The 12,933-nt window shown below is 73.1% G+C and carries 9 protein-coding genes; 1 reads left to right on the top strand and 8 read right to left on the bottom strand.

What is annotated here, in order from left to right; genetic code table 11:
- Positions 1-9 precede the first annotated feature (9 nt).
- A complete protein-coding gene (locus tag ACZ4TV_RS13290) occupies positions 10-666 on the top strand; it encodes a TetR/AcrR family transcriptional regulator (RefSeq protein WP_468133890.1) in 657 nt (218 codons plus the stop codon).
- A 55-nt stretch (positions 667-721) separates the two neighbouring features.
- Here ACZ4TV_RS13290 and ACZ4TV_RS13285 read toward each other — a convergent pair whose 3' ends face one another.
- The 8 genes from ACZ4TV_RS13285 to ACZ4TV_RS13250 all read right to left on the bottom strand — a co-directional run bounded on the left by ACZ4TV_RS13285 (position 722) and on the right by ACZ4TV_RS13250 (position 12,860).
- A complete protein-coding gene (locus ACZ4TV_RS13285; protein ID WP_468133888.1) occupies positions 722-1,801 on the bottom strand; it encodes a Zn-dependent alcohol dehydrogenase in 1,080 nt (359 codons plus the stop codon).
- Between the two features lie 24 nt (positions 1,802-1,825).
- A complete protein-coding gene (locus ACZ4TV_RS13280; protein ID WP_468133886.1) occupies positions 1,826-3,238 on the bottom strand; it encodes an aldehyde dehydrogenase family protein in 1,413 nt (470 codons plus the stop codon).
- Between the two features lie 97 nt (positions 3,239-3,335).
- Positions 3,336-4,820: a CitMHS family transporter gene (locus tag ACZ4TV_RS13275; RefSeq protein ID WP_468133884.1), complete on the bottom strand. Its 1,485-nt coding sequence runs from the start codon at positions 4,818-4,820 to the stop codon at positions 3,336-3,338.
- Positions 4,821-4,893: 73 nt separating this feature from the next.
- Complete coding sequence (locus tag ACZ4TV_RS13270; protein ID WP_468133882.1) at positions 4,894-7,125, bottom strand: molybdopterin-dependent oxidoreductase; 2,232 nt, start codon at positions 7,123-7,125, stop codon at positions 4,894-4,896.
- Positions 7,126-7,263: 138 nt separating this feature from the next.
- Complete coding sequence (locus ACZ4TV_RS13265; RefSeq protein ID WP_468133880.1) at positions 7,264-7,884, bottom strand: TetR/AcrR family transcriptional regulator; 621 nt, start codon at positions 7,882-7,884, stop codon at positions 7,264-7,266.
- 35 nt (positions 7,885-7,919) lie between these two features.
- The gene (locus ACZ4TV_RS13260) at positions 7,920-9,224 is read right to left on the bottom strand and encodes a hypothetical protein (RefSeq protein WP_468133878.1); all 1,305 of its coding nucleotides are present in this window, start codon (positions 9,222-9,224) and stop codon (positions 7,920-7,922) included.
- A gap of 241 nt (positions 9,225-9,465) precedes the next feature.
- Positions 9,466-10,290 (bottom strand): cupredoxin domain-containing protein, encoded by an 825-nt coding sequence (locus ACZ4TV_RS13255; RefSeq protein WP_468134113.1) that lies wholly within the window; start codon positions 10,288-10,290, stop codon positions 9,466-9,468.
- A 449-nt stretch (positions 10,291-10,739) separates the two neighbouring features.
- Positions 10,740-12,860 carry a right-handed parallel beta-helix repeat-containing protein gene (locus ACZ4TV_RS13250; protein WP_468133876.1) on the bottom strand — a complete coding sequence of 707 codons (2,121 nt, stop codon included), beginning with the start codon at positions 12,858-12,860 and terminating at the stop codon, positions 10,740-10,742.
- Between the last annotated feature and the right edge of the window lie 73 nt (positions 12,861-12,933).

The following is a 12,933-nucleotide window of genomic DNA, read 5'->3' as shown; positions in this document are numbered from 1 at the left end:
GGCCCTACTATGTGGCGCATGGCCAGACCGCGCAAGCCCCTTCTCAGCCGGGACCGCATCGTCGAGGCGGCCGGCGCGCTGGTGGACGCGGAGGGGCTGGAGGCCGTCTCGACGCGGCGGCTGGCGGCCGCGCTCGGGGTCAGCGGGCCCTCGCTCTACAACCACTTCCGCACCAAGGACGAGATCCTGGACGCGGTGGCGGACTCGGTGAGCGCGCGGGTCGACTTGTCGATGTTCGACGGTGACCGGGACTGGAGGGCGGCTTTGCGCGCGTGGGCGCACTCGTACCGCGACGCCCTGTCGGACCATCCGAACATCGTGCCGGTGCTGGCGCGCGGGCCGGGCCGTCGCCCGGCGGGACTGCGGCTGGCGGACGCGGTGTTCGGCGGGATGACGGCTGCCGGATGGCCCCCGTCCCAGGCGACCCGGATCGGCGCGCTGATGCGGTACTTCATCCTGGGCTCGGCGATGGCCTCCTTCGCCCGGGGTTTCGTGGACGACCGCGCGGCATACGACCCGGCGGACTACCCGCACCTGGGCCAGGCCCACCTGCTGGCCGAGCGGCAGCACGAGGTGGACGAGGGCGCCTTCGAGACGGGCCTGGCGGCGCTGCTGGACGGGCTGGCCCTCCAGTACGAGGCGTTGCGGGAGACGGGGACCACCTGACGCACGAGGACACCGAGTCGATCACCGCGGCGCGGGCCAGCGAGGCCTGCGAGGGCTAGAAGAGCACCAGGGAGCGCCCGCCCGTGCCCGCCAGCATGGCGTCGAAGGCGGCCGGGATGTCCTCGAGGGTGATGCGGTCGGTGACCAGGGTGCCGAGGTCGAGGCGGCCCGCGCGGACGTGTTCGGCGATCACCGGGAGGTCGCGGGCGGGGTCGCTGTTGCCGTAGACGCAGCCGGTGAGGGTCCGGGCGAAGTGGAAGATCTCCAGGGCGTGGAAGGTGACCTGCTGCTCCTTGCCGCCGATGCCGACGACCGTGGTGCGGCCGCCGCGGCGGGTCGACTCCCAGGCTCCGCGGATGGTCTCGGCCCGGCCGACGCACTCGACGGCGACGTCGGCGCCCTGCCCGCCGGTGAGCGCGCGGATCTGCTTGGCGGTGGTGTCGGAGGCGAGCACGAACTCGGTGGCCCCGGCCGCGCGGGCCAGTTCCTCCTTGGCCGGGGACACGTCGACGGCGATGAGCGGGCCCGCCTGCGCGATCCGGGCGGCCTGGAGGGCGGCCAGGCCGACGCCGCCGACCCCGAACACGGCCACCGACTCGCCCGGGCGGACCTGGGCACTGTGGTGGACGGCCCCGTAGCCGGTGAGGACGGCGCAGCCGAGCAGGGCGGCCTCGGCGAGCGGGATCCCGGCGGGCGCCGGCAGCACGCAGTTCGCCGCGACGACGGTCTCCTCGGCGAAGGCGGCCACGTTCAGTCCGGGGTGCAGTTCGGTGCCGTGCGCGTCGTGCGCGTGGACGGCCCCGACCCCGGTGAGCGCTGTGGCACAGAGCCAGACCTCTCCGATGGCGCAGTGGTGGCACTGCCCGCAGGACGGCGCCCAGTTGAGCACCACGCCGTCGCCGGGGGCGACGTGGGTGACGCCCTCGCCGACGGCGAGGACCGTGCCCGCGCCCTCGTGGCCGAGGACGGCGGGCACGGGGACCCGCATGGTGCCGTTGGTGAGGGAGAGGTCTGAGTGGCAGACCCCGGCTGCGGCGAGCCGCACGCGGACCTGCCCGGGGCCGGGATCGGGCAGCACGATGTCCCGTATCTCCAGCGGGGCTCCGACGGCGGGCAGGATGGCGGCGCGGACCATGATCGTCTCTCCGTCTTCAGATCTTCAGAACTGCAGGGACTTGGTCTGGAGGTACTCCGCCAGGCCGTGCGGGCCCAGCTCGCGGCCGACACCCGACTGCTTGTAGCCGCCGAAGGGCGCGAGCACGTTGAAGCGGCCGCCGTTGATGTCCACCTGCCCGGTGTCCATACGGCGCGCGAAGGCCTCGGCCGTCGCCTCGTCCGCGGCCCAGACGGCGCCGCCCAGGCCGTAGATGGTGCCGTTGGCGATGCGCAGGGCCTCCTCCTCGTCCTCGTACGGGAGGATCGACAGCACCGGGCCGAAGATCTCTTCCTGGGCGATGGTCATGTCGGGTGTGACATCGGCGAACACGGTCGGGGCGACGAAGTACCCCTGCTCGTGCGGCGCGTCGGGCCCGCCCGCGACGAGGCGCGCGCCTTCCTCCACGCCCTTGGCGATGTAGCCGCGGACCCGTTCGTGCTGCTTGGCGTTGACGACGGGGCCGACGCGGGTACCCGTCTCGCGGGGGTCGCCGGTGGGGTACGTGGCGACGGCGGCGGCCGCGAGCGAGACGGCCTCCTCGTACTGGTCCCGGTGGACGAGCATCCGGGTGAGCGCGTTGCAGCGCTGGCCGGTGTTGGTCATGACATGGCCCACGCCTGCCGCGACGGCCTTGGCCAGGTCGGCCCCGGGCAGGATGACATTGGCCGATTTGCCGCCCAGTTCGAGGGCGACCCGCTTGACGGCGGCGCCGGCCGTGGCGCCGATCTGCTTGCCGACGGCGGTCGAGCCGGTGAAGGAGACGAGGTCGACTCCTTCGTGCGCGGCCAGGGCCTGCCCGGCGACCGGGCCGGTACCGGTCACCAGGTTGAAGACTCCGGCCGGGATGCCCGCCTCGTGCACGGCTTCGGCGAAGAGCTGTGCGGTCAGCGGGGTGTCCTCGGCCGGCTTGAGGACGAGGGTGCAGCCGGCGGCGAGAGCGGGCGCCACCTTGGCAACGATCTGGTGCAGCGGGTAGTTCCAGGGCGTGATGGCCCCGACCACACCGACCGGCTCCAGCAGCACGGTGGAGTTCCCTATGCGCTCCTCGAAGGCGTACGAGGACGCGAGCTCGGCGTAGGAGGCGGCCACGGCGATCGGCGCTCCGACGTGGACGGTCCGCGCGAAGGCGAGCGGGGATCCGAGCTCGGCGGTGATGGTCTCGGCGATCTCGCCCTTGCGGGCCAGCAGCACGTCGCGGAGCGCGCCGATCAGGGCGGCCCGCTCGGCCGGCGCTGTGGCCGCCCAGCCGGGAAGGGCGGCGCGGGCCGCGCGTACGGCCGCGTCCACGTCCTCGCCGGTGCCGGCCGGGACCGAGGCGATGACCTGCTCGTCGGCCGGATTGACGACCTCGATCCGGTCCGGTCCGGCGGCGGGGCGCCACGCGCCGTCGATGTACATCCCGTCGTGGGCCTTCATGGCATTCCTCCCGAGTGCGCACCAGCGCGTGGACCTGACCTCGCGAACACCCTACAAACTAGCGCCGGTAGTTTTTCGCGGCCAGGGGAGGCCGGAATCAGATGATGCCGAAAAGCATCCCCGCGGCGAGGACGACGAGGGAGGTCAGGGCCGCCCATTTCACGGTGAAACGGGTGTGGTCGCCGAACTCCACCTTGGCCATGCCGACGAGGACGTAGACGGCCGGAACCAGCGGGCTCGACATGTGCAGCGCCTGCCCGACGAGGGAGGCGCGGGCGATCTCGAGGGGGGACACCCCGTGGGCGGCGCCGGCCTCGGCCAGGACGGGCAGGACGCCGAAGTAGAAGCCGTCGTTGGACATGAAGTAGGTGAGCGGCAGGCTGAGCAGTCCGGTGACGAGCGCCATGTGCGGGCCCATGCCGTCGGGGATGGCGGCGACGAGCCAGTCGGCCATGTGCTTGACCATGCCGGTGCCGGTGAGGACTCCGGTGAAGACGGCGGCGGCGAAGACCATGCCGGCGACGTTCAGGACGTTGTCGGCGTGGGCGGCGATCTGGGCCTTCTGGTCGGGCATGTGCGGGAAATTGACGGTGAGGGCGAGGGCGGCGCCGAGCAGGAACAGCACCGGGATGGGGAGCAGCTCCATGATCATCGCGGTGAGGAGCGCGACGGTGAGGCCGGCGTTGAACCAGTAGAGGCGCGGGCGCAGGGTGGGGCGGTGGGGGTCGAGGCCCTGGAAACCGTCCGCGGGGGCGGCGCCGGGGGTGGGGGCGGATCCGCTCCCCTGCGGGGCGGAGGGAGTGGTGGCAGAGGGGGAAGTGGCGGAGGTGGAAGCAGAGGGGGAGGTGGAGGCGGCAGAGGTGGAGGTGGAGGTGGACGTGGCGGTGACCGCGGCGGCCGTGCCGGGGGCGGCCGGTACCAGTTCCTCCTCGGCGGTCACCGGCTCGGCCTGGCCGGGCAGTACCAGCATGCCGACCCGGCGGCGCTCCTTCAGGCCGAGGACGTACGCCAGGATGAACACGAAGAGCAGGCCCACCGCGAGGGCCGGGATCATCGGGACGAAGATGTCGGCGGCGTCGAGCTTGAGGGCGGTCGCGGCGCGGGCCGTGGGGCCGCCCCAGGGCAGGGTGTTCATGACACCGTTCGCCGTGGCCGCGACGCCGGTCATGACCACCAGGCTCAGGCCGAGCCGCTTGTAGAGCGGATACATGGCCGAGACGGTGATCATGAAGGTGGTCGAACCGTCGCCGTCGAGCGAGACGATCGCGGCGAGGACGGCCGTGCCGACCACCACCCGCATCGGGTCGGCCTTGCAGAAGCGCAGGATGCCGCGCACGATCGGGTCGAAGAGGCCGACGTCGATCATCACGCCGAAGTAGACGATGGCGAACATCAGCATGGCGGCGGTCGGTGCGAGCTTGCCGACGCCTTCGATGACGTAGTCGCCGAGGTGCGCGCCCTTCCCCGCGAAGACGCAGAAGAGTGCGGGGATGAGGACGAGCGCCGCGATGGGCGACATTTTCTTCATCATGATCAGAACCAGGAAGGTCGCGATCATGGCGAAGCCGAGGAAGGTCAGCATGTGGGGAAGGTAGGTGCCGCCTCCTTGCGCCAACAAGACGTCCACGCGTGAGCAATACGAGCAAAACCCCAGCTCAGGGAAGGGGTGTGAGCTCGACGGGGAAGCCGTTGAGCACCGCCGTCCCGGACAGCCGGTCGAGCCGGGTGCCGTCGAGCAGCTGGTTGACATTGGCGCCGGGCGCGGCGGAGGCCACCGCGAGCCGGGTCCCGGAACGGTCGTGGCCCCAGCCGTGCGGAAGGCTCACCACGCCGGTGCGTACGGCGTCGGTGACCTCGACGGGCACCTCCAGGCTGCCGCCGTCGGCGGTGATCCGGGCCCGCCCGCCGTCGGTGAGGCCCAGTCGGCCGGCGTCCTCGGGGTGGACGTGGAGGGTGCAGCGGTTGGAACCTCCGGTGAGGGCCGGGACGTTGTGCAACCAGCTGTTGTTGGACCGCAGATGGCGGCGGCCCACGAGCACCAGGGCGGCGGGGCGATCGGCGAGCGCCGCGCGCAGCCCGGGGAGCTCGGCCGCGATCAGGTCCGGGAGCAGCTCGATCCTGCCGCTGCGGGTCTTCAGCACGCCCGGGAGCCGGGGCCGCAGCGGGCCCAGGTCGATGCCGTGCGGGTGTGCGAGCAGCCGCTCCAGGTTGAGCTCTCCCTCGGCCGCGGCGCCGAACCGGTCTCCGTAGGGCCCGAATCGGAGCATCAGGTCGAGGCGGCGCTCGGGGCCGCATTCGCCGGCGAGGAGGCCGGCGAGGCGCGCCGGGTCCTGCCCGTGCAGTGGGGAGTGCGGGTCTGCGGTCTCCTTGGCCAGGACGCCTTGTACGGCCAGTTCGTCGACGGCCTCCGGTCCGGCCGAGCCGTGCAGGCCGGAGACGGCCAGGACGAGGCGCGCGTGGATCTCGCACTCGTCGAGAAGGCCCGCCTCGAGGGGGACGGCGGCGCGGGTGTAGCGCACCTGGTTGCGGATGGCGAAGCCGTTGAAGGCGAAGTCGTGGTGCGCGCTCTGCGAGGGCGGCGGCGGGGGCAGCACGACGTGGGCGTGGCGCGAGGTCTCGTTCAGGTACGGGTCGACCGAGACCATGAAGTCCAGGCCTGCCAGCGCCCGGTCGAGCCGGTCGCCGTCGGGTGCGGACAGGACGGGATTCGAGGCGATGGCGATCAGGGCCCGGATCCGTCCCTCCCCCGGGGTCTCGATCTCCTCGGCCAGGGCGGCGCTGGGCAGTTCGCTCTTGACCTCGGGGTGGCCGCTGACCCGGCTGTGCCAGCGGCCGACCGCGAAGCCCTTGCCGGGCCCGGCGGGGCGGGGCCGCGGGCCGGCGGCCGGGAGCGGGAAGAGGGCGCCGCCCGGCCGGTCCAGGTTGCCGGTGAGGATGTTCAGTACGTCGACCAGCCAGCTGGCGAGCGTGCCGTGCTCGACGGTGCAGCTGCCGATCCGCCCGTAGACGGCGGCGGTGGGCGCGGCCGCGAGCTCGCGGGCGAGGGTGCGGATCTCGCCGGCCGGGAGGTCGCAGGCGGGGGCCACGGCCTCAGGAGTGAAACTCCCGAGGGCGGCGGCGAGTTCCCCGAGGCCTTCGGTCCATTCCTCCAGCCGGCCGGGGGCGGCGAGCTTCTCGGCGAGCAGGGTGTGCGCGAGGGCGGCGAGCAGCAGTGCGTCGCTGCCGGGGCGCGGCGCGAGGTGGCGGTCTGCGAGGGCGGCGGTGCGGGTGCGGCGCGGGTCGACGACGACCAGGGTGCCGCCGCGGGCGCGCAGGGCCTTGAGCCGGCCGGGGAAGTCGGGGGCGGTGCACAGGGAGCCGTTGGACTCGACCGGGTTGGCGCCGAGGAGCAGCAGGAAGTCGGTCCGGTCGAGGTCCGGGACCGGGATGACGAAGGGGTCACCGAAGAGCAGCCCGCTGGACACGTGCTTGGGCATCTGGTCGAGCGTGCTGGCGGTGAAGAGGTTCCGGGTGCCAAGGGCCTTCAGGAGCAGCGGCGGGTAGAGGGCGCCGGCCATGGTGTGGACGTTCGGGTTGCCGAGGGCCACGCCGACCGACTGGGCACCGTACTCCCTCACGAGTGCGGGGACGGCGGCGGCGATGGCGTCGAAGGCATCCTCCCAGGTGGCCTCCCGGAGCCGGCCGTCGCGGCGGACCAGCGGCGTGCGCAGCCGGTCGGGGTCGGCGTCGAGCTGTCCGAAGGCGGCGCCCTTGGGGCAGATGAAGCCCTTGCTGAAGACGTCGTCCCGGTCGCCGCGGGCGCCGGTGACGGCGCCGCCCTCGATGGTGAGGGTGAGGCCGCAGGTGGCTTCGCAGAGGGGACAGATGCGCAGGGCGGTGCGGGGCATGGGCCCTCCAGGGCGGCAGGCTGCGGCACGGGCACGCGGGGCGCTCCGAGCATACCGACCGGTAGGCACGGAGGGGAGGGTTCGGCGGGACCGGGTCTGGACGGTCAGGGCGGGAGCGGGGCGGGGAGCGGGGCGGAGTCAGTCCAGTACGCGGGCCAGGTACGCGTGCATCATCGCGCGGGTCTCGGCGACGATGCCGGCGTCCCCGGCGGGATCGGTGCGGAAGGCCAGTTGGATCAGTGCGTCGGTGGCCTCGACGGCGACGAGGACCGCCCGCTCCAGAGCGGCGTCGGGCGTCAGGCCGAGATGTGCGGAGAGCAGTTGGGTCAGGTGGGCGGCGACCTCGTGGTTGGGGTCGGACTCCGGACCCTCGGGCGGCGGCGCCGGCACGCCGAAGTCGACGAGCGCGAAGCCGGGCACGCTGCGCTTCATGGCCAGGTACTCGTCGAGTACGGCGTCCACGACGGGCCGCCAGTGGGTGACCGGGAGATCGGCGAGCCGGGCCGCGATGCCGTCGACGTACCGGTCCAGGTTGCGGTGGGCGAGGGCGATGGCCATGGCCCGCTTGTTGCCGAAGAAGCGGTAGACGGAGCCGATCGGCACGCCGGCGCGCACGGCGACGGCGCGGGTGCTGAGGTTCTCGTACCCGGTCTCGTCCAGCAGCTCGGCGCAGGCGTCGAGGATCCGGGCGAGCCGGTCGGCGCTGCGCTGCTGGATCGGCGTACGGCGCAGGGGGTGGGCGGGAGGCACGGGGTCCATCATGCCGCTCCTCGCTCATCGGTTCGGCGGCGGCCTCAGTTCAGCAGGAGGCCGAGTCCCCCGATGGTGTAGGTGATCATCAGCGCGAGCAGCGGCAGTTGGCCGGCCACCGCCCTGGCGGGCGGGAAGAGGCGAACGGAGCGGTCGTGCGCGGCGACGACGCCGAGCACGTGACCGGTGACGACGGCGATGACCTGGAGGGCGGCGAGGGCCCCGGGGCCCAGGGGCGGGGCGGGTTCGGGGGCGTTGTCAGTGCCGAGTGCCATGCTTACTGTGCGTGGTCCTTCGACTACCAGGAGGGAGAAGTAGTGGGCGATGAGATAGCCGAGGGCGATCGGGACGAGTGAGTGCGCGAAGGCGGTCAGCGGGCCGGGGTGCGGGCCGCTGACGAGGCGGGTGGCCGAGGCGCAGAGGCAGTACAGGGTGGCGACGAGGGCGATGGAACCGAGCAGTCCGAGCGTGGCCGTGGGGGTGCGGCCGAGGGGGGAGGTCTGTAGGACGTTGATCCATGAGGGGTTGTCGGACAAGCCGTCGTAGGCGGTGGAGCCGAGCAGGACGCAGACGGTGGCGACGAGTCCGGGCCGCTCGGGTGTCGCGTCGAGTCCGTGGAAGGGGTTGCGCAGAACGAGGCGGCCGTCGCTGCGACGGCCGAGGGGGGAGAGCCGGGCGAGGAGGGCGGAGTACGCCTCGAAGGCGTCTCCGTCGTCGAACCAGCGCTCGCCGAAGCGGGCGGCGAGCAGTAGCTGGGCGGTGGTGTAGAGGGTGAGGGCGATGAGGAGGGTGGTGGTGGATGCGGGAGCAGGAGAGACGAGTTCGAGCCAGGTGAAGCCGAACAGCCCCAGGGCGGCGGGCCGTTGCCCCAGCCGGGCGGGGAGCGGGCGGCCGGGGCCGCGCGGGCGGGGCAGGGCGCGGGAGAGCAGGCGGTACAGGGTGCGGAGCGGGTTGAGCAGGCGCCAGACGGGGCCGAGGAGGAGGGAGGCGGGGACGAGTCCGACCCAGAGGAGGACGTAGACGGCGCCGGGAGCGGGGTTGCGCGCGGGGTCGTCGGGACCGAGGAGGAGGTGGAGCAGGACGGCGAGGGCGGCGGCGAGTCCCAGTCCGCGCAGGGTGGTACGGGTGGCCGGCGCGTCGGCCACCCGTTGGAGGGCGCCGGGCAGGGCGAGTCCCGAGCGCTCTCCGCGGAAGCGGGAGGTGGACCAGAGCAGGCCGAGTGCGAGGAAGGAGACGAACAGCGCGGCGAAGGCGCCGGCGAAGGCGTAGAAGGGAGAGATCGGCAGATCGTGCTGGGAGCCGATCCCGTGCGCGAGCGCGGTGAACGGATCGGCCGGGTGAAGGACCACGCCCTGGCCGTGCCCGCCACCGCCGACGCCCGGGGCAGGACCCGGCCCGACGGGGCTCACCATCGGCCCGGCGCGGGCGGCGTCCCGCCCACGACTTGGTCGGGCATCCCGGACTCGGGCCCGAGTCCGGGCGACCGGAAGGAGACGGCCGGCGCGGGCGCGGGCCAGGCCTCGGGCCAGGGCGGGGTCCAGGCCGTGGTGGCGATCGGGGGCGCTGGCGGGGGCAGGGCCCTGCGCGGGGTCATCGGACGAGGAGTTGGGTCAGGACGAGGCGGGACTCGTGGGTCTCGACCTCGAAGAGGCCCGTGCGGTCGGCCGTCAGGATCAGGGTGGCCTCCTGGCCTGCGGGCAGGGCGAGTTCCTTGTCGTAGCCGTGGACGTGCAGGGTGTCCGCGCGGTCGCTGGTGACGCGCAGGGCGACCCGCTCGCCGCGCCGCAGCTCGGTGCGGGCGGGGGCGGGGCTGACCTTGCCGTCCCGGACGGTGATGGTGACCGTCCGGTCGGTCAGCTCCTGCTCCGGCGTCTGTGGGGCCGTTGGCTTCGGCTGGTTGTCGCCGTGGCTGTGGCCGCCCGGCGGGCCCGGGGCGGCCGCAGTGAGCTGGGCCGTGCCTTCGACCGGCTTGCCGGAGACCGCCCAGACGGTGTGGTCGTCCGCGTAGAGACGGACCGTCAGGGTGTGCGCGCCCTGGGGGACCTGCGCGGCGGGCAGGTGGAACCACGGGCCGTACAACCGGGCCAGCTTGCGTCCGTCGAGCTCCAGGTGGGCGTGGCCGGCGCCCGGGAGGGCGGCGCCGCCGGTGCTGTCGGGGGTGAAGCGGTACTTCTTCACCGTCAGCTGGAGGTTCCAGCCGTCTTCGGAATCCGGGCGGACGGTCAACTGGACCTCGGGCGCGCTCTGGGCCGGGACCTCGCGGAGCCGGTGGCCCGCACCGTCGGAGGCGGCGAGCAGGGTGCCCACGCTGCCGGAGGCCTCTTCGTGGCTGGTGCCGGGCTTGTGGTGGGTGGTGGCCCGCCCGCCGCAGCCCGTCGCCGCACCGCTCGCGAGGAGCAGGGCGAGGGCGAGCAGGGCCGCGGCGCGGGCGGTTCGGCGGGACCTGCGGGCCGCGCGGGGCGGCGTACCGCAGACATCGCACCGGATGCGGTCATCGGGCCGGTCGTCGGGCCGGTCGGTCACGGCTGGCCTCCTGTGGTCGGGGCGCCTGGAAGGGGGCTCGGGGCTGCGCCGCGAAAGTCGGGGCGGGGCTTGCGGGTCACGGTGTGGGGTCCGGTCGCCTCGCCGGCGGCTTGGGGCTGCGCCGCGGAGGCCGGGCCGGGGCCTGCCGGTCAGGGTGCGGGGTCCCGTCGCCTCGCCGGCGGCTCGGGGGCTGCCGCGCGGAGGTCGGGCCGGGGCCTGCCGGTCACGGGGAGTGGGGTTCGGGGCCCGGGGCCTGTCGGGCGGTGGCCGGGCCGGGGCGAGTGGGTTATGGGGTGGGGCCCTGGGCCTGTCGGGCGGCGGGCCGGACCGGCGTGAGTGGGTTATGGGGTGGGGTTTGGCGGGGGATTGGGGGCTGTGGGGCGGAGGGGCGGGGTGGGGGCGGGTGGGGCGGGGGTGTCGTCGGCCGTGGGGGCGGCGTGGGGGGGTGGGGATTGTGGGCGGGCCGAGGCGACCACTGCCCACAGGACCCAGGCCACGACCACCAGGGCTCGTACCCAGGCGGGGCTCAGAGGGGTCCACGGGATCATCAGGACCACCTTGTCGAAGGCGTCCAGCAGGGTGAGCCCGGCCAGCAGCAGGGTCAGGCGGGCCAGCCAGGGGCGGGTGGGGCGCAGTACCAGGCCGACGCCCGTCCACCACAGGCCGAGGCAGAGGAGGGCGAGGGCCGGGACGAAAGTGGCGGTCAAGCCCATGGTGGAGCCGGCCACGTCGAGGGCCAGACCCGCCAGGCCCAGGAACGAGGCCACGGTGCCCAGGCGGGAAGCGCGCAGGCGGCGCCACCACAGGACCCCGCCGACCAGGAGCAGGACCGCCGCCACGGCCAGCGCCAGCTGGGTCTCCACCCGCTCCAGGCCGCGCGCGCCGTACCAGTCGCAGCCGGCCGGGAGTTTGCGCGCCTGGACGTTGTAGTCGGCGCAGACGAGGAGTTGGACGAGTTTGACCGGTTCGCCGATCAGGCGGGCCGACGCGCCCGAGATCTCGCCCCGGCGGTCCCCGCACTGCGGGACCGTGCCGGGGGTGGAGCCGTCGGGACCGTCCTGCCAGCAGTTGCCGCTCCCCTGGCCGTCCCACCACACGTCCATGCCGTTGGGGCGGTCGGCGCCGGACTTGTCCTTGCCCATGACGTTCCCGGCGTACCGGTTGTGGTGGGAGGTGTCCGTCTGCTTCGACCACTCCTCCTCGCCGCGGATGAAGGCGGGGACGGCGCTGAGGAAGAAGCCGGCGCGCTGGTGCCCGTACACCCAGTTGTTCTCGTAGAGGTTCCAGTTGCCGCCCGCGGTGATGATGCCGGTGCCCGGCGGCATGGAGATCTGCGGGCAGACGACGCCGCGTTCGTAGCCGCGCTCGATCGGCGGCTTGGCGCAGGTGCCGTCGGCGACGTGGCGGTAGTAGTCCTGGTTGTTGTCGTGGATCAGGTTCCGCTCGAACTTGGCGTGGTTCTGCGGGAGTCCGGGGTGGCCGGGGAAGGCGCTGTCCATCGAGGCGCCGCCCATGTTCTGGTCGAACTCGTTGTCGTGCACCCAGACCGAGTCGCCCGCGGTGCCGGAGTAGCCGACCATGTTGTGGTGGCTGCGGCAGCCGGTGATCTCGATCGCGTAGCGGGGGACCTCGTAGCCGCGGCCGTCGTTGATGTTGGACGCGCTGCCGGGGTAGATGCCGGAGTCGCCGTTCCCGTACGACTCGCAGTTCTTGTAGAGGCCGTGGTCGCTGGCGAAGGTCAGGAAGCCGTACTCGTCGTTCCAGCGGGTCAGCACGTCGTCGATGACGAAGCCGTCGCCCGCCAGCACGTACAGCGAGTTGAAGGTGGTGCGCTGGGCGGTGAAGTTGCGGAAGTAGATGCCGTTGGACTGGTCGGCGCGGATGGCGTTCAGCTTCTGGTACTTGGCGTCGAAGACCACGTCCAGTCGGGACGCGCCCGTGCCCTCGATCTGCAGGTTCTTCTTGCCGAGGATCGCGACGAGGTTCTGGTTGTGCGGGCACCGCTCCTGCTGCTCGTACGACAGGATCTGGTAGCCGAGCGAGGACTCGGGGGCCTTCAGTGCGGCGCACTCCCCCGTCGGCTTCGGGAGCGAGGGCTCCTCCTCGTACAGGCCGGGGAGGACCGCGATGTTCATCCCGGGCCGGTCGACGGCGTCGACGGCTTCCTGTAGGTGCCGGTAGCCGCTCTTCTCGCACCGCTCGTAGAGGGCGAGGTTGCGCTGCCTGAGCTCCTCCGGAAAGGCGGATATCCGGCGTTCGAAGGCGGGCCGGTCGGTCTTGCAGACGAGCAGGTCGGGCTCCGCCCCGCGGTACTCGGGTACGGATCCGGAGCCGTCCGGGAGGGTGATCGGACGCTCCTCGTGCGCGCGGGCGGCGGGTGCGGCGACGAAGAGGGTCAGGAGGGCGAGGAGGGCGGCGAGGAGCGCCGCCGGCACGGCAGGGAACCTGCGGGTCCACGACATGCGCGTGAGAGTAGAGCATTGTTCATCTTTTCGGATCCCCCTCTGCGCGAATCCGCTCCCCCGCTCCCATCCC

Source organism: Streptomyces sp. NPDC028910 (genome assembly GCF_055564955.1).
The sequence above is the reverse complement of the archived record's forward strand: the minus strand, read 5'-3'. Positions and strand labels throughout refer to the sequence as shown.